The 19,854-nt window shown below is 68.2% G+C and carries 15 protein-coding genes and 1 tRNA gene; 11 read left to right on the forward strand and 5 right to left on the reverse strand.

What is annotated here, in order from left to right:
• Together ALI44B_RS14280 and ALI44B_RS14285 are read left to right on the forward strand one after the other, a co-directional pair.
• Positions 1-378 carry a TadE family type IV pilus minor pilin gene (locus tag ALI44B_RS14280; RefSeq protein WP_083710062.1) on the forward strand — a complete coding sequence of 126 codons (378 nt, stop codon included), beginning with the start codon at positions 1-3 and terminating at the stop codon, positions 376-378.
• A gap of 236 nt (positions 379-614) precedes the next feature.
• Positions 615-833, forward strand: a complete 219-nt coding sequence (locus tag ALI44B_RS14285) for a hypothetical protein (RefSeq protein ID WP_077055231.1) — start codon at positions 615-617, stop codon at positions 831-833.
• A 23-nt stretch (positions 834-856) separates the two neighbouring features.
• Here the strand turns inward: ALI44B_RS14285 and ALI44B_RS14290 are convergent, their stop codons facing one another.
• Positions 857-1,093, reverse strand: coding sequence for a hypothetical protein (locus ALI44B_RS14290; RefSeq protein ID WP_077055232.1), 237 nt, complete (start codon positions 1,091-1,093; stop codon positions 857-859).
• A gap of 128 nt (positions 1,094-1,221) precedes the next feature.
• Here ALI44B_RS14290 and topA point away from each other — a divergent pair, with 128 nt between their 5' ends.
• The 8 genes from topA to ALI44B_RS14330 all read left to right on the forward strand — a co-directional run bounded on the left by topA (position 1,222) and on the right by ALI44B_RS14330 (position 11,336).
• Positions 1,222-4,104: a type I DNA topoisomerase gene (gene topA / locus ALI44B_RS14295; protein ID WP_077055233.1), complete on the forward strand. Its 2,883-nt coding sequence runs from the start codon at positions 1,222-1,224 to the stop codon at positions 4,102-4,104.
• Entirely contained in the window at positions 4,101-4,736 is a 636-nt protein-coding gene (gene tmk, locus ALI44B_RS14300) for a dTMP kinase (protein WP_077055234.1), read from the forward strand. The genes topA and tmk overlap by 4 nt, the downstream gene beginning before the upstream one ends.
• Before the next feature lie 199 nt (positions 4,737-4,935).
• Complete coding sequence (locus ALI44B_RS14305; RefSeq protein WP_077055235.1) at positions 4,936-6,063, forward strand: DNA polymerase III subunit delta'; 1,128 nt, start codon at positions 4,936-4,938, stop codon at positions 6,061-6,063.
• 1 nt (position 6,064) lies between these two features.
• Entirely contained in the window at positions 6,065-7,786 is a 1,722-nt protein-coding gene (locus tag ALI44B_RS14310) for an alpha/beta hydrolase (protein ID WP_238592221.1), read from the forward strand.
• A gap of 120 nt (positions 7,787-7,906) precedes the next feature.
• Positions 7,907-7,982: transfer RNA gene (locus ALI44B_RS14315), tRNA-Thr, on the forward strand.
• A 47-nt stretch (positions 7,983-8,029) separates the two neighbouring features.
• Positions 8,030-9,034: a Gfo/Idh/MocA family protein gene (locus tag ALI44B_RS14320; RefSeq protein WP_077055236.1), complete on the forward strand. Its 1,005-nt coding sequence runs from the start codon at positions 8,030-8,032 to the stop codon at positions 9,032-9,034.
• A gap of 161 nt (positions 9,035-9,195) precedes the next feature.
• The gene (gene dacB / locus ALI44B_RS14325) at positions 9,196-10,695 is read left to right on the forward strand and encodes a D-alanyl-D-alanine carboxypeptidase/D-alanyl-D-alanine endopeptidase (RefSeq protein WP_238592222.1); all 1,500 of its coding nucleotides are present in this window, start codon (positions 9,196-9,198) and stop codon (positions 10,693-10,695) included.
• A gap of 17 nt (positions 10,696-10,712) precedes the next feature.
• A complete protein-coding gene (locus tag ALI44B_RS14330) occupies positions 10,713-11,336 on the forward strand; it encodes an isochorismatase family protein (RefSeq protein WP_077055237.1) in 624 nt (207 codons plus the stop codon).
• Positions 11,337-11,348: 12 nt separating this feature from the next.
• Here the strand turns inward: ALI44B_RS14330 and ALI44B_RS14335 are convergent, their stop codons facing one another.
• Complete coding sequence (locus tag ALI44B_RS14335) at positions 11,349-12,791, reverse strand: helix-turn-helix domain-containing protein (protein ID WP_077055238.1); 1,443 nt, start codon at positions 12,789-12,791, stop codon at positions 11,349-11,351.
• Positions 12,792-12,918: 127 nt separating this feature from the next.
• On the opposite strand from ALI44B_RS14335, the gene ALI44B_RS14340 reads away from it, so the two are divergent.
• Positions 12,919-14,889: a phosphoenolpyruvate carboxykinase (GTP) gene (locus ALI44B_RS14340; RefSeq protein WP_083710063.1), complete on the forward strand. Its 1,971-nt coding sequence runs from the start codon at positions 12,919-12,921 to the stop codon at positions 14,887-14,889.
• 150 nt (positions 14,890-15,039) lie between these two features.
• On the opposite strand, the gene ALI44B_RS14345 is transcribed toward ALI44B_RS14340, so the two are convergent.
• The 3 genes from ALI44B_RS14345 to ALI44B_RS14355 form a co-directional block, all read right to left on the reverse strand.
• On the reverse strand, positions 15,040-17,064 hold the full coding sequence (locus ALI44B_RS14345) for an ABC transporter ATP-binding protein (protein WP_077055239.1): 2,025 nt from the start codon (positions 17,062-17,064) through the stop codon (positions 15,040-15,042).
• Between the two features lie 67 nt (positions 17,065-17,131).
• Complete coding sequence (locus ALI44B_RS14350; protein ID WP_077055240.1) at positions 17,132-17,770, reverse strand: hypothetical protein; 639 nt, start codon at positions 17,768-17,770, stop codon at positions 17,132-17,134.
• A 634-nt stretch (positions 17,771-18,404) separates the two neighbouring features.
• Positions 18,405-19,817 carry an MFS transporter gene (locus ALI44B_RS14355; RefSeq protein ID WP_077055241.1) on the reverse strand — a complete coding sequence of 471 codons (1,413 nt, stop codon included), beginning with the start codon at positions 19,815-19,817 and terminating at the stop codon, positions 18,405-18,407.
• Positions 19,818-19,854: the final 37 nt, after the last annotated feature.

Here is a 19,854-nt window from a genome sequence, read left to right on the forward strand (position 1 = left end):
GTGGACGACAGACATGCCGCGCTCGGGCCCGCGCGGGCCTCAGAACACGAACGGGGTTCCGCAGCCGCGGAGTTCGCGGTGACGATGCCCGCCGTGCTTCTGGTTCTGGCCATGACGGTCGGAGCGTTGGGAGCCGCGGCGCATCAGGTGCGACTCGCGGATGCGGCCGCCGATGCCGCGCGCGCTCTCGGTCGTGGTGAGTCCGCTGCGGCCGCCGGGGCTCTCGCCGCGCGGGTCGCCCCGGGTTCCCAGCTCGCAACCTCTACCGATGGCGAACTCGTCTGCGCCGAGGTCGCGAAAGCCTGGGCGCTCCCCGGGGGCCGTGCAACCGGCATCCGACTGGTCGCCTACGCCTGTGCCCTCGGAGGCGGACGATGAACGCGCTCCTCTGCAAGGTGACGACACGCCGGTGCGTCACCGAGGGCCGACTGCATCAGCCCTCTCGCTCCCCGGCGGCAGCGCGGCAACCCGCCGACCTCAGTGGCTGCGGCGCGTGTGGTTCGTGTATTCGAGGTTCGGGCACGCTGCTGTCCGTCGCGTTGATCGCGTGTGGTGCGTCGATCACTGTGGCGCTCGCGGCGTCGAGCGGGGCCGCGCTGGCTCGACAGAACCTGATGCACGCCGCCGACGGATCGGCGCTCGCCGCCGCCGACTCCCGCAACGGCTTCTCGGATGCCGACCCCTGCGAAGCCGCCGCCCTCGTGGCTGCAGCGTACAACGCGCGCGTCTCGGTGTGTCATCCCTGCGACGACGCGATGTGCGTCGAAGTGAGCGATGCCTTCCTCGGAATCTCCTTCACGGCGCGAGCACGAGCGAGCGGGGTGGTCGCATGAGCGGCCCGCCCGCGTTCACACGCTTAGGAGAAGTTCGTGGTGAGGAAGCGATACGCGACAGCGCTCGGCAGCGCCGAACCCGCCGACTCGAACTCCTGGCCCGCGGAGCGCGCATAAACATAGGTCTTGCCGCCAGCGGCCGGAATCTCGACCGTGGGCTTCGGCCGACCGTCCTCCAAGAAGCCGGTTGCCACCGTGCGACCTTCGAGGGGTCCATCTGTGAGCTTGGCCGTGTACGTCGTCTTCGTCGTGTCACTCATACCTCTTATTGTCCTCACAACCGAAACGGGCACAAGGGGTCAGTGTCGTTCGCGGCGGAATCACGCGGCAGCCGATTAGGTGGAGGCCCAGTGGGTGTGTGTATGGTGTGGCTGACGAGAGGAGTCTGGTGACAGGCACAAAGAAGCTGGTCATCGTAGAGTCGCCCACCAAGATGAAGTCGATTGCCGGCTATCTGGGCGACGGATACGAGGTCCTGAGTTCGGTGGGGCACATTCGTGACCTGGCCGAGCCGAAGAACCTGCCCGCCGACCTGAAAAAGGGCGGCCTCGGCAAGTTCGCCGTCGATGTCGACAACGGCTTCGAGCCGTACTACGTCGTGTCCGACAGCAAGAAGAAAACTGTCGCCGAACTCAAACGAGCCCTGAAAGACGCCGACGAGCTCTTGCTCGCCACCGATGAAGACCGCGAAGGCGAAGCAATCGCGTGGCACCTGCTCCAGGTCCTGAAGCCCAAAGTGCCCGTGCGCCGCATGGTCTTCCACGAGATCACCAAAGATGCCATCCTCGCGGCCACCGACAACACGCGTGAGCTCGACGTCGCCCTGGTCGACGCGCAGGAGACGCGCCGCATCCTCGACCGCATCTACGGATACGAGATCTCGCCCGTGCTCTGGCGCAAGGTCGGTCCCGCCCTCTCCGCCGGGCGCGTGCAATCCGCCGCCACCCGCCTCGTCGTCGACCGCGAGCGCGAACGCCTCGCCTTCACCGCGGCCAGCTACTGGGACCTCACGGCCCACGTCGCCGCCGACGACGCCACCCCATTCGAGGCACGTCTCGTGCGACTCGACGGCGAACGCGTCGCGACCGGCCGCGACTACGACGACACCGGTGCGCTGAAGAGCAAGGCCGTTCCTCTCGACGAGGCCACCGCCACCAGCCTGGCCGCCGCGCTCTCGGCCCCCGGCACGCCGGTCCGCGTGAGCAAAGTCGAATCGAAGCCGTACTCGCGCCGCCCGGCGGCCCCCTTCACGACGTCGACGCTGCAGCAGGAGGCCGCGCGCAAGCTGCGGTTCTCGGCCCGTCAGACGATGAGCGTCGCCCAGTCGCTCTACGAAAACGGTTACATCACCTATATGCGAACCGACTCGGCATCGCTGTCGAGCCAGGCCATCAACGCGGCCCGTGCGCAGGCGACCAGCCTCTACGGCGCCGAGACGATCCCCGACAAGCCGCGTCAATACGCCGGCAAGTCCAAGAACGCGCAAGAGGCGCACGAGGCCATCAGGCCCTCCGGCGACACGTTCCGCACACCGTCGTCGCTCGCGTCGACCCTGCACGGCAACGACTTCAAGCTCTACGACCTCATCTGGAAGCGCACCGTCGCCAGCCAGATGGCCGACGCCAAGGGGCAGACCGCCACGGTCACCATCGAAGCGACCGCCGACAAGGTCGCCGAGTTCACCGCATCCGGCACCGTGATCACGTTCCGCGGGTTCCTCAACGCCTACGAAGAGGGCCAGGACGAAGACCGCAACGCCGATGCCAGCGCCAAGGAAGCGAAGCTCCCGCCGCTGACCGAAGGCCAGCAGGTCGCCTTGCGCGATGTCGAGGCAAAGGGCCACGAGACCAGCCCGCCGCCCCGCTACACCGAAGCAAGCCTCGTCAAACAGCTCGAAGAGCTCGGCATCGGCCGACCTTCCACCTATGCGCAGACCATCGCGACGATCATGGATCGCGGATACGTCACGCAACGTGGGCAGGCGCTCATCCCCAGCTGGATCGCGTTCAGCGTCGTGCGTCTGCTCGAGCAGCACTTCGGCGACCTCGTGCAGTACGACTTCACCGCTGCGATGGAAGAAGACCTCGACCGCATCGCCAACGGCAGCCAAGACCGCACGGCCTGGTTGCAGAACTTCTACTACGGCGGAGACGACCACACCGGCCTGCGCCAGGTCATCGACAACCTGGGCGAGATCGACGCGCGAGACATCAACTCCCTGCGCATCGACGACGACATCACCCTGCGCATCGGCAAGTACGGCCCCTACCTCGAGGTGCCCGACCCCGACAACGCCGAAGGAACGCCGCGCCGCGTCAACATCCCCGAAGAACTCGCACCCGACGAGCTCACGCCGGCTAAGGCGCGCGAGCTGATCGACGCGCCCGTCATCGGTGACCGCGTTTTGGGCGTCAACCCCGAGAACGGCAAGCAGGTCGTCGCGAAGGACGGTCGCTTCGGCCCCTACGTCACCGAGGTCGACCCCGAGCCCGCCGAAGGCGAAACTCCCGAAGCGGATGCCGCCACCGTCGACCAGGCCACCGGCGAAGTGCTCGACGGCGCCAAGAAACCCGCCAAGAAGAAGGCACCCGCCAAGAAAGCCGCCGAGAAGCCGCGCACCGCGTCCCTGTTCAAGTCGATGTCGCCCGAGACGATCGACTTCGATACGGCCATGAAGCTGCTCAGCCTGCCCCGCGTGGTCGGCAACGACCCCGAGAGCGGCGAAGAGATCACGGCCCAGAACGGCCGCTACGGTCCCTACCTCAAGAAGGGCGCCGACACGCGTTCGCTCACGAGCGAGGACGAGATCTTCACGATCGACATCCCGGCAGCCGTCGAGCTCTACGCCCAGCCCAAATACGGTGCCAAGCGCGCCTCGAGCTCCCTGAAAGAGTTCGAGGCCGACCCCGAAAGCGGCAAGCCCATCAAGGTGAAGGACGGCCGATTCGGGCCCTACGTCACCGACGGCGTCACCAACGCGACCATCCCCAAGGCCGAATCGGTCGAAGAGATTACGTTCGACCGGGCCGTTCAGTTGCTCGCCGACAAGCGCGCAAAGGGTCCGGCCAAACCGCGGGCGAAGAAGGCTCCGGCCAAGAAGGCGCCCGCGAAGAAGGCACCCGCCAAGAAGCCGGCCGCTGCCAAGGCAACTGCTGCAAAGCCGACCGCTGCGAAGACGGCCGCTGCGAAAACGACTACGGCGAAAACGGCCACCGCGAAGGCACCGGCCAAGAAGCCCGCCGCCACGAAACCGGCCGCCGACGCGACATGAGCGAGCGACCGCATCCCGGCCTCTTCGTAACGATCGAAGGAGGGGACGGCTCGGGTAAATCGACCCAGGCCGCCCTCCTCGAGCAGTGGCTGACCGATGAGGGGTACACCGTCGTTCGCACGCGCGAACCCGGCGGCACCGAGGTCGGATTGCTGCTGCGCGAGATCGTTCTGCACCACCGAGGAGACATCCCCCCGCGCGCCGAGGCGCTCCTCTACGCCGCCGACCGTGCTCAACACGTGGCCACGCTCGTCCGGCCCGCCCTGCAACGCGGAGACATCGTCCTGCAAGACCGGTACATCGACTCCTCGGTCGCCTATCAGGGTGCCGGGCGCACGCTCGGGGGCGAAGAGATCCGCGCGCTGTCCGACTGGGCGACCGACGGCTTGGCGCCCGACGTCACGCTGCTCCTCGACCTCGACGAAGAAACCGCACGGGCCAGGATGGGGGCCACCGAACGCCGGTTCGACCGCCTCGAGGCCGAGAAGCAGGACTTCCACCGCCGGGTCCGCGGAGCCTTCCTCGCCATCGCCGACAACGAGCCCGAGCGGGTCGCCGTGATCGACGCGGCCGAACCCGTCGAACTCGTCGCCGAGACGATCGCCGCACGCATCCGCCCGCTCCTCCCGTAGGGCTGCCCCGCCGCCAGCATCCGCCCGCTCCTCCCGGAGCGCTCTGGTGCCACACGCAGTCGGCTGCTCTTCCCGTGGAGCCGCGCCGCCAGCATCTGCCCGTTCGGCCGGGGGTGAGCTCGCGCGCAGCCGGCTCCTGTGGCCGGGGCCGCTGAGGTGACGCCCGCCGGTTGTCGGAGGCCGCCGGTAAGGTGGAACCGTGGGAGCTTGGGACGACATCATCGGGCAGACGGACGCCGTCGAGCTGTTGACCGACGCCAGCCAGAACCCGCAAGCCATGACGCACGCCTGGCTCATCACGGGGCCTCCGGGCTCCGGGCGTTCCAACCTGGCCTATGCCTTCGCCAAAGCCCTGCTCAGCCGTGTGCCGGGCGGTGACGAGCAGACCGACCAGCAGGTCGACGCGCGTACGCATCCCGATCTGACGTCGCTGTCGACGAGCAAGGTAATTATCTCGATCGACGAAGTGCGGCACCTCGTCACGGGTGCGTCCTACGCGCCCTCGGTCGGCCGCTACCGCGTGCTCGTCGTCGAAGACGCCGACCGCATGGCCGAGCGCACCTCCAACGTGCTCCTCAAAGCCCTCGAAGAGCCGCCCGAGCGCACCGTGTGGATTTTGTGCGCGCCCAGCGAAGCCGACCTCATTCCCACCATCCGGTCGCGCGTCCGCAGCGTGCGGTTGCGCGTGCCCGACGTGACCGAAGTGGCCGCGCTCCTGCAGCGCCGCGACGGCGTGGACGCCGAGACGGCCGAGCGCGCCGCCCGGCACGCCCAGAACCACATCGGCATGGCACACCGGCTCGCCACCGACGAGACCGCACGTCAGCGGCGCGAAGAGACCCTTCGAGTGGCGCTGACCGTGCGCACCGTCTCGGACGCCGTCGTGGGGGCGGCCACGCTACTCGAGCTCGCCGGCTCCGACGCGAGTGCCTACACCGAGCAACGCGACGCCGAAGAACGCGAACACGCGCTGCGCTCGCTGGGCATCGAACCCGGCAAACCCGTTCCGCCCGCCCTACGCGCACAGATCCGCGGCCTCGAAGAAGAACAGAAGCGCCGCGCCACCCGCAGCCTGCGCGACGGCATCGACCGCATCCTCGTCGACCTGCAATCGGTCTATCGCGACATCGCGCTGCTGCAATTCGGCATCGACGACACCATCATCAATCGCGAGCTGTTGCCGCACCTGCGACAATCAGCACAATCGTCGAGCCAGGCCAGCACCATGGCCACACTCGACGCCATCGCCACCGCCCGCCACCGCATAGAGGGGAACGTCGCACCGGCACTGGCCCTCGAAGCCATGCTGGTCGCGGCACAACGCTGACATGAATAACGACGACATGGGCAACGACGACATGGGTAACGACGACATGGACAAGACCGACAGGCACCAGGCCGAGCAGAACGCGCCGGGCGACAGCAGCACCCCGCAGAGCTCCACGCCGTGGGAACTCGCTGCCGCCGAGGTATCCGTCGCGGGTCGACGCCCCCGCCGCTCGGTGCGCCGCCGCGCCGCGAGCGTCGTCGCCACCGTCACGGTCGCCGCCCTCGCCCTGAGCGGCTGCGTCACGGCCTTCCTGCCGGGGGACCGCAACGGCGGAGGCAGCAGCACATCCACGCCCGTAGCCGAAGACGTGGCCGCCGATCTGAAGCCCTTCTACGAGCAAACCCTCACCTGGAAGAGCTGCGAGGGCGGCGAGCTCGAATGCACCACCTTCGACACGCCCGAGAACTGGGATGACCCCGCGGCTGGTTCGGTCGAGATCGCCGCCGTGCGCTCCCGAGCCACCGGTTCCGACCGCGTCGGTTCGCTGCTCGTCAACCCCGGCGGGCCCGGCGGCTCCGGCTACGACTTCGTCGCAGACAGCCTCGACTTCGCCACCGACCAGAAGCTGCAAGAGTCCTTCGACGTCGTCGGCTTCGACCCCCGCGGCGTCGGCCGGTCGACACCCGTCACCTGCTTCGACCCGGAAGGGCTCGACGCCTACCTCTACGACATCCCGGCCAACGCGCGCGGAACAGAAGCCTGGCAGCAGGAGAGCGCCCAGAGCGCCACCGACTTCGGCAAGGCCTGCGCCGACAACACGGGCGACTTCCTGCACTACGTGAACACCGTGCAATCGGCCCACGACATGGACCTGCTGCGCGCCCTCGTCGGCGACAGCAAGCTCTACTACCTCGGCTACTCCTACGGCACCTTCCTCGGCGCCACCTACGCCGAACTCTTCCCCGACAAGGTCGGTCGCCTCGTGCTCGACGGCGCCATCGACCCGTCGGTCAGCAACTTCGAGGTCACCAAGACGCAGTCGATCGGCTTCGAGAACGCCCTCAAGGCCTACCTCGAGAGCTGCCTCGGCGGCTCGGATTGCCCCTTTACCGGGTCGGTCGATCAGGCCATGACCCAGATCCGGGCGCTGCTCGAATCCGTCGACAAGACGCCCATCCGCAACTCCGACGGGCGCATGCTCGGCTCGGGCACGCTCGTCACCGCGATCATCTACCCGCTCTACTCGCAGTCCAGCTGGAGCTACCTCACCCAGATGTTCGACGACGTCATGAAGGGTTCCGCCAGCGTCGCCTTCACACTCGCCGACGGGTACAACGGGCGCAACCCCGACGGCACCTACGCCGACAACTCCACCGAATCGTTCACGGCCTACAACTGCCTCGACTATACCTACGACGCCGACCCGGCCGTCATGGCCGAGCAGGCCGCCGAGATCGAGAAGGCCGCCCCCGTCATCGGCAGCTACATGACCTACGGCGACATCGGATGCGCCAACTGGCCCTACACCGACGGCGCCGAGCGAGCCGCCATCAACGCCCCCGGCGCCCCGCCCATCATGGTCGTCGGCACCACCAATGACCCGGCAACGCCCTACGAATGGGCCGTCTCGCTCGCCGATCAGCTCGAAAGCGGATTCCTCCTCACCTACGAAGGCGAGGGGCACACGGGGTACAACAAGGGCTCCGAATGCGTGGACAATGCCGTGGACGACTATCTGGTCAATGGCACCGCGTTGACCTCCGATCCGAAATGCACCTGATCAACAAATAAATGACACGCGCATGACCGCGGCGGGGCTGGGCCCGATTCACACTCGGGCCCAGAAACCGCTAAGATCATTCCTTGTGTTGCCGTACACGCGAAAGCGAACGGCAAACACGCCGCCCTAGCTCAGTCGGCAGAGCGATTCACTCGTAATGAATAGGTCAGGGGTTCGATTCCCCTGGGCGGCTCCACTTCTTCACCCCTCGTGCGGCCCACGTACAAGCACTAAGCTGGCGCCGTGACTAAAGACGGCACGCTCCGCTGGGGCATCCTCGGACCAGGCGGCATCGCACACGCGTTCACCGCAGACCTCATCCAGAACGGTCTCATCGTTCAGGCCGTCGGCTCGCGCCAACTCATCAAGGCGCAAGAATTCGCCGACGAATTCGACATCGCCAACGCGCACGGCAGCTACGAAGACCTCGTGGCCGACCCCGACGTCGACGTCGTCTACATCGCCACGCCGCATCCGTTCCACGCCGATAACGCCCTCCTCGCGTTGAACGCCGGCAAGCACGTCCTCGTCGAGAAACCCTTCACTCTCAACCAGGCCGAAGCCGAACGCGTCGTCGCGCGCGCCAACGAGCTCGGGCTCGTCGTGCTCGAGGCGATGTGGACCCGCTTCCTGCCGCACATGGTGCGCCTGCGCGAGATCCTCGCCGAAGGCCTGCTCGGCGACCTCGTCGGCGTTGTCGCCGACCACACGCAGTCCCTGCCGCAGAATCCCGAACACCGCATCAACAACCTCGAGCTCGGCGGCGGCGCTTTGCTCGACCTCGGCATCTACCCGGTGTCATTCACGGTCGACGTGCTCGGCATCCCCGACACCATCCAGGCGTCCGCAGCCTTCGCCGAGACGGGCGCCGACTCCACCGTCGCCACGGTGTTCGGCTATGAGGGAGGCCGCACCGCCACCAGCTTCAGCACCAGCACGGCCAAGGGCACCAACGTGGCGTCCGTGCTCGGCACGCGCGGACGCATCGACCTCGACGCCGTGTGGTACTCGCCGACCACGTTCCGCCGCTACGACGCCGATGGCGAGCTGCAGGAGACATACACGTCGACCGTCGTCGGCCGCGGCATGCACTATCAGGCGCTCGAACTCGAACGACTCGTCGCCGAAGGACACCTCTCGGGCGACATCCTGCCGACCAGCGAATCGATCGCCATCATGGGTGTACTCGACGAGATCCGGCGACAGATCGGGCTCGTCTACCCGGGGGAGCGGAACAGGGCGATCTAACGGCCGGGTCGGCGCCCCGCCGTGCCCGCGTGACGGCAGCGCTTGGGCGACAGGGCGTCCGTGTGTCGGTGTGCCCGTGTGCCCGAGCGCTCGGAGGTCGGTCTGCGCACAACTCAACATTCGATGGGGCGAAAACGTGAACCCCGGTTTAGGATCTTCGGGTGCGCGAAACCTCTGACGACACCACCGAACGTCCTTCAGAACCGTCGTCGACCCCGCGCGGCGTCGGAGCCTTCTTCGCCCGCCACCGCACCGCCTGGCTGATCACGGCCGCCGCGGCTGGCTTCGCCCTCATCGGCTCGGGCGCCGTGGCCGTCGGCGCAGCAACGTCGCCCGTCGTCACGTCGAGCGCGCAAACGGCCGAGGTGCAGGATGTCGCGCCCTCGACATCCGCGAGCCCGACGCCCACCCCGACAGCCACCACGCCGCCGCCGCGCCCGGTGCCCGCCAACGCCGTGCCGGCCTCGAAACTGCGCACCTGCTCGGTGCAGGGCCTCACCACCGACCCCCGCTTCGGCAACATGCAGGCGCAGGCCCTGAACGCCGACACGGGCGAGGTGCTCTTCGACCGCGACGCCAACACGCCCAACCGCACCGCCAGCGTGCTGAAAGTGCTCACCACGTCGGCCGCGCTCTCCGCTCTCGGCCCCGACTACCGCGCGACGACGCGCGTGGTGCAGGGCTCAGAGCCTGGCACGATCGTGCTGGTCGGCGGCGGAGACGTGACGCTCACGCGGCTTCCGACGGGCCAGGAATCGATCTACAAGGGCGCTGCGCACCTCGACGACCTCGCCGCGCGCGCGAAAACCGCCTACGAGGCGTCCAACCCGGGTGTGCCCATCACGAAGATCGTGCTCGACGCGAGCTACTTCGGCGGCGACGGCTGGCAGCCCAGCTGGGAGACCTCGGAGCGCTGGAACGGCTGGATGTCGATCATCACGGCTTTGCAGGTCGACGGCGACCGCGACAACCCCGTCTTGCAGGATTCGCCGCGCAGCACCGACCCGGTCGCCCGCGCGGGCACGGCCTTCGCCTCGTACTTCGGCGGCGTGCCAACGGTCGTCGGCACGGCCCCGGCCGGCGCAACCGAATTGGCCCAGGTGCAGTCGCAGCCCGTCTCGGTGCTCGTGAAGCAGACGCTTGTGCCCTCGGACAACTCGGTGGCCGAGATGCTCGGGCGTCTGACCGCCATCAAGATGGGCGCCGGCAACACGTTCGACGCCATCCGCCAGGCCACACCTCAGGCGTTGCAGGCCTATGGAATCGACACGTCGGGCATCGTCACGGTGGACGGTTCTGGCCTCAGCGACAACAACGCCGTGCCGCCCAAGTACCTCACACAGCTCATGCTCAAGGTCAACAAGCGCGAGGGCAACCTGGGCAACATCTACGACGGCCTGCCCGTCGCGGGTCGCTCGGGCACGCTGTCGTTCAGCGACCGCTTCAACGGCGGCAACACCGTGGCGCGCGGGCACATCTTCGCCAAGACCGGGTCGATCAAGACGGGCTACACGCTGTCGGGCATCGTCAAGGCCAAGGATGGCAGCACGCTCGTGTTCGCGATCTTCGCCCTCGGCAAGGTGTCGGCAACCGCTCGTCAGGCCATCGACACCCTCGCGACCGGCTTCTACAATTGTGGAAACAATCTCTCGAACAACTGAAGCGGGGTAGTGAGCGGATGTCGCGGGCACTCTTCATCGTCGACGTGCAGAACGATTTCACCGAGGGTGGCGCTCTGGGCGTCGACGGCGGCATCCAGGTGGCGGGCGCGATCACCGAGTACCTCGCGGACCACGCCGACCACTATGCGCTGATCGTGGCGTCGCGCGACTGGCACGACGCCGATAACGACAATGGCGGCCACTTCGCCGTCGACGCTGACCCGAACTTCGTCGACACGTGGCCCGAGCACTGCGTCGCCGGCACACCCGGGGCGGACTACCATCCGGCTTTCGTCACCGATGAGGTCGACGTGCACGTGCACAAGGGGCAGGGTGAGCCGGCCTATTCGGCCTACGAAGGTGTTGCCGAGGATGGCCGCGCCGTGCCCGCGCTCGTGGAGGAGCGCGGGATCACGGACATCGACGTGGTGGGGATCGCGACCGACCACTGCGTGCGGGCGACCGTGCTCGACGCGTTGGCGCACGGCCGGCGTGTGCGGGTCTTCGAGGATCTCGTCGCGGGGGTTGCGCCCGAGACCACCGTGGCCGCGCTCGAGGAGATGAAGGCCGCAGGGGCCGAGATCGTCGGCCGCCCCACGCTCGACCTCGTCGAACCGTCGCTCACGACCGAGCCGCGCTGACCCGCTGACCCGCTACTCGCCCTCGTGCCGCTCAAGGAACGCATACACCTCGGCGTCGTCGACCCCCGGGAACGTGCCGCTCGGCAGCGGTGACAGCACGTGCGCGTGCAGCCGCGCGCTCGGCCACGCCTGGTCGGCCCACCGCTCGGCTTGCTCGGGCCGCGGGGTCTTGCAGCACGCCGGGTCGGGGCACGTCGACACGGCACGCGTCACAGTCTCGCGCCCGCGGAACCACTTCGCCTGCGCAAACGGAACGCCCACCGAGATGCTGAACTCGCCGTCACTCGTCGTGCCCGTCTGGGTGGCGCACCAGAACGTGCCGGCGGGCGTATCGGTGTACTGGTAGAGCTCGGTCGTGCGGTTGGTGCGGTCGAACGCCGCTCGCGCGCTCCAGCGTCGGCACAGGATCTGGCCCTCCACGGCGCCCGTCACGTCGGTGGGCAGGGGCAGCCCGTCGTTCTCGTAGGCCTTCGCGATCGCGCCATCCCCGTCGACCCGCAGAAAGTGCAGCGGCATATCGAGCGTGGATGTCGCGAGGTTCGTCATGCGCAGAGCTGCCGCCTCGTGCGTCACACCGAAGGCGTCGCGAAAGTCCTCGACCGCGAGGTTGCGATCCTTCTTCGCTTTGGCCAGGAACTCGACGGCCGCCGTGCGCGGCATGAGGCAGGCGGCCGAGAAGTAGTTGATCTCGAGGCGCTGTTGCAGAAACTCGGCATAGCTGCTGGGGCGTTCGTGTCCGAGCAGCCGGTGTGCCATGGCCTGCAAAGCCATGGCGCGCAGGCCGTGCCCGCCGGGGATGGAGGCGGGCGGCAGGTAGATGCGGCCGTTCGCCAGGTCGGTCACACTGCGCGTGGAATGCGGAAGGTCGTTCACATAGAGCAGCTGAAAACCGAGTCGCTCGGCCATGATGCTGACCGTGCGGTGGGTGACCGCGCCGACGCTGTGCCCGGCCGCTTTGATCTGCTTCTCGGCGAGGGCGTCGATGTCGGGGAGGTAGTTGTTGCGCGCGCGCATCCAGGCGCGGAGCTCGGTGTTCGCACGCCGAGCCTCCTCGGGGGTGGCGATGGCGTCTGAGGCCCGGCGCTGCAGCTCGCGGTGCAGGCCCACGAGCGCCGTGAGCGCGTCATCCGCCATGCCCTTGGTCGGTTTGACGCGGGGGAGCGCCAGGGCGCTGTAGAGGGGGCTGCGTTGCGCGCGGTCGAGTTCGATTTCGAGGGCGGCGCGCGGGCTCGGGGGTGCGCTGTCGAGCAGGGTGGCGAGGCTGACCCCGAGCGCCCGAGCGAGTTCGCCGAGTTGAGAGAGCCTCGGTTCGCGTTTGCCGTTCTCGATGAGGGAGAGCTGGCTGCCCGCGAGACCGACTCGTGTTCCGAGGTCGTCGAGCGTGAGGCCGCGCTCGAGGCGGTGATGGCGGATGCGCTGGCCCAGGGTGACCGGATCGGTAGCGTCGCTGCTCATTTCTTCACGATAGCGAAAGATCGGCGATTCTTAACATGCTGGAGGCGATAAAGACCGGCGATTGCTGCGTCAGGCTGGAGTCACGGATCACCGACGACCGGCCAGACGCCGAGAAGGAGACGCGACCATGACGATCGCCCCCGACCGAAAAGAACGTGCCACGACCGAGCGCACGAACGCCGGCCTCGGGTATGCCGGGCGTTTTCGCACCGGGTCATCTGCCGGCAGCGTCGGGGACTCCGCCACGCGGACCACGGTCGCTCGCGCCACGAGGGCCGAGCGGTCCGCCCCCGTCCCCGACAACCCCTACGAGGGCCGAGGCCTGGCCGGCCTGCGTGCCTGGGTCGCCGAGGTCGCCGCGCTGACGACGCCCGACAGCATCCACTGGTGCACGGGTTCGACCGCCGAGAATTACGAGCTCACGCGCCAGGCCGTTGCCGACGGTTCCCTGCTGCAGCTCAACCCCGAGTGGCGCCCCAACAGCTACCTGGCGCGCTCGGCGGCGTCCGATGTGGCCCGTGTCGAGGCGCGCACGTTCATCTGCTCGGCCGACGAGGCGGATGCCGGCCCCACCAACAATTGGCGCGAGCCATCCGCCCTGCGTGCCGAGCTCGAGGGCGTCCTGGCCGGCAGCATGCGTGGCCGCACGCTCTACGTCGTGCCCTTCTCGCTCGGCCCCGTCGGTGGCCCGCTCTCGCTCGTCGGCGTGCAGCTGACCGACTCGCCCTACGCCGTGCTGTCGATGGGCATCATGACGCGCACGGGCGATCGCGTGCTCGACCAGATCGCCGCGGGAACGCCCTGGGTGCGCACGCTGCACTCGCTCGGCGCGCCGCTCGAGGACGGCCAGGCCGATGTCGCGTGGCCCTGCAACGACGACAAATACATCGCCCATTTCCCCGACAGCCGCGAGGTCATCTCCTACGGCTCGGGCTACGGCGGCAACGCGCTGCTGGCGAAGAAGTGTGTGGCGCTGCGCATCGCATCGGTCATCGGGCGTGACGAGGGATGGCTGGCCGAGCACATGCTCCTCATCCGCATCACGTCGCCCGAGGGCAACCGCTACCACGTGGCCGCGGCGTTCCCCTCGGCGTGCGGCAAGACGAACCTCGCGATGTTGCGCTCGTCGCGCCCCGGATGGCGGGTCGAGACGCTCGGCGACGACATCACATGGATGAAGCCCGGCGCCGACGGCCGGCTGTGGGCGATCAACCCCGAGGCGGGCTTCTTCGGCGTGGCGCCGGGAACGGGCGAGGCCACGAACCGCACGGCCGTCGACACGCTGTGGGGCAACACGATCTTCACGAACGTGGCCCTGCGCGACGACGGCGACGTGTGGTGGGAGGGCCTCACCGAGACGCCGCCCGCCCACCTCGTCGACTGGACGGGCGAAGACTGGACGCCCGACGCGGGTCGACCGGCCGCGCATCCGAATTCCCGTTTCACGGTGTCGGCGTCGCAGTGCCCGACCCTCGCCGAGGGATGGGATGAGCCCGTCGCCATCGACGCGATCGTGTTCGGCGGGCGGCGCGCCACCAACGTGCCGCTCGTCACCGAGGCGAGCGACTGGGCGAACGGCGTGTTCTTCGGCGCGACGATCTCGTCCGAGAAGACCGCGGCGGCCGAGGGCACGGTGGGCGAACTGCGCCGCGACCCGTTCGCCATGCTGCCGTTCTGCGGCTACAACATGGCCGACTACTGGGCGCACTGGCTGCGCGTCGGCCGCACGCTCTCGCCGTCGGGTACCCCGAAGATCTTCCAGGTCAACTGGTTCCGCAAGGGCGAGGATGGCTCGTTCCTCTGGCCCGGCTTCGGCGAGAACATGCGCGTGCTCGAGTGGATGGTGCGCCGCATCGAGCGCTCCGTGCCCGCCGTCGAGTCGCCCCTCGGTCGTGTGCCGGCTCCCGGCGACCTGAACGTGGACGGCCTCGACGTCGCGCCGGATGCCCTCGCCGAACTCTTCGCGGTCGACCGCGAGTCCTGGCTGGCCGAAGCCCAGCTGACCGAGGACTTCTTCGACACCTTCGGGCCTCGGGTGCCCGCTGCCCTGCGCGCCGAACTGGCCGCCCTGCGCTACCGCCTCCGCCAGGCGGACTAGCGCCCCACGAACGACGAAGCCGGACTGCAGCCCGCTGGGGGCACGTGCAGTCCGGCTTCGTTTTGTCTGCGGCAGCGCGGCAGCGCGGCAGCGCGGCAGCACGGCAGCGGCGGTGAGCGCGATGCTCTCGACGGGCGCCGGGCGCCTCCGCTACACGAGCAGCTGGTGCTTCGCCAGGTCGCGGTAGAGCGGCGTGGTCTGCACGAGCTCGCTGTGCGTTCCCACGCCGACGACCTTGCCCTGGTCGATGACGACGATCTGGTCGCTGTCGACGACGGTGGAGAGGCGGTGCGCGATGACGATCATGGTGCGGTCTTCGGCCACGGCGTCGATGGCTTCGCGCATCTTCTGCTCGTTGGCGCCGTCGAGCGATGACGTCGACTCGTCGAGCAGCAGGATCGGGGGAGCGGACAGCAGCGCGCGGGCGATGGCGAGGCGCTGGCGTTCGCCACCCGACAGCATGATGCCGTCCTCGCCGACGAGGGCGCTGAGCCCGGCGGGGTCGCGGTCGAGCACGTCGCCCAGGTTCACGGAGCGCAGCACGTGCACGCACGCTTCGTCGGTGGCGTTGGGCGACGCGAGCAGCAGGTTGTCGCGCAGCGTTCCCGCAAGCACGGGCGCGTCCTGTTCGACGTAGCCCAGCTGACCGCGCAGCGCCGTGCGCTCGAGGGTGCGGATGTCGACGCCACCCATGCGCACACTGCCGGACTCGGGGTCGTAGAAGCGCTCGATGAGCCCCAGGATGGTGGACTTGCCGGCCCCGGAGGGGCCGACGAGGGCCGTGCGCTTGCCGCGCGGAACCTCGAAGCTGATGCCCCGCAGGATGGGGTCGCCCGCGACGCGCTTCGTGACCGCGGAGGGGATCGCTTGGGCATCCGGGTTTTCGGCTTCCGCGAGCTGGGCCTCGACCGCGGCGAGTTCGGCCGCACGCTTCTCGTCGCGCGCAACCGCGTCCACGCCGCCGATGGCATCGGCGACGACCGCCGAGGTGGGCTCGCCCGTGGGAATCAGCGCCGAATCATCCGCACCCGGCGGGATGGCCGCGGGGGAGTAGCGGAACGTGACGTCGACGAATTCGATGGCGGGCGCCTCGTGGTTCCACGAGCCCGGGTCGGCGACCGTGCGCGCGATGGCCTCGTCGTTGGCGTTCTCGAGGGGGAGGTCGATGATCTCTTGGATGCGGCCGAGCGCGCCGAGGGCCTGGTTGGTGGCGCTGATGGCCCCGAAAGCCTGGCCGAGCGGCATGATCATCATGAAGAGGAACAGGATGAAGGCCACCAGGTTGGCGACCGTGATGGCGCCCGATGCGACGCGGAAGCCGCCGACGCCCAGCACCACGAGGAACGACACCTGCATGGCGACGCCGGCGACGGGCACCACGAGGGCCGAGATCTTGGCCACGTCGATGCCCATGTCGAAGGCGCCCTTGGCGTCTTTCTCGACGCTGGCGATCTCGCGCTCGGTGGCGTTGGAGGCGCGCACCGTGCGCACCGAGCTGATGGCGCGTTCGACGGCCGCGGCGAGGTCGCCGACCTTGGCCTGCGCGCGGGCGCTGGCCTGGCGGATGCGGCCCGAGAGCACGGTCACGACGACGACCGACACGGCGATGACGAGCACCGTCAGGCCGAGAAGGACGGGGTCGATGATGAGCATGGCGATGAGCGCACCGACGAACGTCAGCGACCCGCCGATGGCCTCGACGAGGCCCTGCGTGAGCACGGCGCGCAGGAGCGTGGTGTCGCTGCCGACACGCGAGACGAGGTCGCCCGTGCGACGGGTGTCGAACTCGGAGATCGGCAGGTGCAGCATGCGCGCCACGAGCCGGCGGCGGCTCGACAGCACGACGCCCTCACCCGTGCGCTGCAGCAGGTAGTGCTGGTAGCCCGAGATGATCGACGACACGACGACGAGCGCGATGAGCGCCCAGACGAGACCGCCGAGCCCGCCCCCCTCGCCCACGACCGAGATCACCTGTGAGACGAGCAGCGGCTGCGCCAGCGACGCGGCCGCGCCGAGGATCGACAAGCCGATCACGAAGTACAGCACCTTCTTGTGCTCGAACAGATACGGCAGCAGCTGGCCGAAGGTGGCGCGCGGCCCCTCGGGTGTGGCGCCACGACGCCCGAACGGGCTGCGGCGGGCGGAGGACGTGCGCGGGGTCTCAGAGGATGACATCTGTTCTTTCATCTGTCGTGGTTCGTGATCGACCCCTCTAATCTACGTGCCTTTCCCGGAGGCGGCGTCAGAGGCTCGGGCCACCTCCCGGGCGCGCTGGGTTCGGTAGAAGGTCGAGGGGATCGGCCGCGCAATCGAGGAAGATCGGATCGCTCTTGCTGAACGGGTAGACGCCCGATCGTCTGTCGCGGTCGAAGTCCTTGCTCGAGTAGTCATCGGGTGCCAATCCGCGATCGACCAAGCAGGCGGCCATGATGCTCTGCTCGGGTTCGTGAGCGGGGTTCCTGGCGATCGACCAGAACAGAGGCGACACCGACTCATACGACGAGCTACATGCGAGGAACTCCTCGCCAGGATCGGTGGGATCGAACGATTCTGGAGCTCCCTCCTGCGTGTACCCGCCCCCGGGCGTGAACGCTCGCACCTCGTAACCCAGGCCGAGCGCGCAGGCGGCGAACTCGTGCTCGACACGCGAGAGCTCGTCTGCCGTGATCAGACCGTCCGACAGGATGTCCTCGCTCGTCGGATCATCGGCGCTCGACAGAGCGTCGTCGAATTCGCGCGCCCACGGTCCCGTGAAGAGGCTCGGCGCTGGGCTGGAGCTGACACTTCTCGAGGCGGTCGCTTCAGGTCGAGCTGTGTTTGCCGAATTTGTCGCCGTGGAGCATGCCGTTGCACCCACGCTGCACGCCAGGACGATGAACACGGTTCCGACGAAGCGGTGGCCCGCCGACGCCGGCCCCCTTCCGCTGGCTTCACATACCCCGTTCATGTCAGTAGGTCGTCGTACCGGACGACCGCCAATCGACATAAGACGGCACCGCGCTCGTGCCATAGAGGCCTACTCGTGGGCCTCGCACGATCGTCTTCGAGGGCCCGTGCTTGATCCAGTGTCGAATGTCGAAGCATTTGTAGTTGTAAGACGCGTCGCGACGCGTCTGATAGCAGGTCACCGCCGACGCGTCCTCCGTCGCGATCGGCGCGAATCCGCTGCCGAGAATAATCCCCGCGAGTACTGCAGCGCTCGCCCGCGCCGCATTCCGTCGTCCCATTCTGCCCTCCTGATCCGGCAGCACACGCTGCATCACAACGAGTGTGCTCCCTGTGCGGCTCACGGGTAGGCGCGTACACAGATTCCAGACGGATCCTCGTTCGGGAAGTTAGGTCTGACCGGGGATAAATAGGTGGTTTCGCGTCGCGCATCGCCGCGAAAATCTTCGCTCAGCTCAGCGTGTCGCGCGTGAGTTGAAGGTGCGCGACGAAAACGGGGGCGGATGCCGGGCCGAAGCTCCGACATCCGCCCCCGTTCAGCCGCGCGAGGCGGTCAGGAGGTGCGCTGACTAGGCGACGTCGTTCTCGTAGTCGACGTCCTTGGTCTCTTTGCTCAGGAAGAGTGCGATGAGCGTGAGCACGGCGGCGGCGCTCAGGTAGGTGCCCACGAGGAACACGCTGCCGTCGGCGAGCTGCCACAGGAAGACGGCGATGAACGGGGCGACGGCCGCACCGAGGATCGACGACACGTTGTAGCTGATGGCCGAGCCCGTGTAACGCACGTTGCCGGGGAAGAGCTCGGGCAGCTGCGCACCCATGGGGCCGAAGGTGAGGCCCATGAGCGTGAAGCCGATGACGAGCAGCGCCATGACGCCCACGAACCCGGCGCCGAACAGGGGCACCCAGAGCAGGCCGAAGACGAGGATGCCGAGGGACACGGTCATGAGCATCTTGCGGCGACCGAACTTCTCGGCCAGCGGCCCGGCGACGAGCGTGAAGATGCCGAAGAACACGACGCCGACGATGAGCATGATGAGGAAGTCGTTGCGGGCGTAGCCGAGCCCGGGCACGAACGTGTCGATCGCCTCGGCCGACATGGGCTTGCCCTTGGCCTCGGCGCCCGCCTGAGCGGCCTCGAGCGTGGAGGCCGTCGTGCCGAACGTGAGGGTGAACGTGGTCATCAGGTAGAAGAGCACGTAGGTGGCCAGCATGATGAAGGTTCCGAGGATGAGCTGACGCCAGCTCGTCTTGAACACGCGGGCGAGCGGCAGCTTGGCGACTTCACCCTTCTCGACGACCTTCTGGAACGCGGGCGTTTCGACGAGCTTGAGGCGCACGTAGAGGCCCACGATGACGAGAACGGCCGAGATCAGGAACGGGATACGCCAGCCCCACGCCGCGAACGCCTCGGGGGAGAGGCCCACGCTCAGCCACAGGAAGATGAGGTTCGCGATGATGAAGCCGATGGGGGCGCCCAGCTGCGGGAACGTTCCATAGATGGCGCGCTTGTTCTTGGGGGCGTTCTCGGTGGCGAGGAGGGCCGCGCCGCTCCATTCGCCGCCGAGGCCGAGGCCCTGCGCGAAACGCATGATGACGAGGAGGGCCGGGGCCCAGAACTCCCAGCCGGGGACCTGGGCGGTGGGCAGGCATCCGATCAGGACGGTGGCGATGCCCATGGTCAGCAGGGAGGCGACGAGCGTGCCCTTGCGGCCGATGCGGTCACCGAAATGGCCGAAGAGGATGGAGCCGATGGGGCGCGCGACGAAGGCGGCACCGAAGGCAGCGAACGACGAGAGCAGGGCTGTGGCCGGGTCCTGGTTCGGGAAGAAGAGCGCCGGGAACACGAGCACGGCCGCCGTGGCGTAGACGTAGAAGTCGTAGAACTCGATCGACGTGCCGACGAGGCTCGCGATGACGACGCGCGAACGCGGATTGACGGGGGCCGGGGCGGCGGATGCGGATGACGAAACTGTTGTGGACATTGACCTGTGCTTACCTGCGTAGCTGTGAAGGTTCGCG

The organism is Leifsonia sp. ALI-44-B (genome assembly GCF_001984125.1).
Taxonomy (GTDB): domain Bacteria; phylum Actinomycetota; class Actinomycetes; order Actinomycetales; family Microbacteriaceae; genus Okibacterium.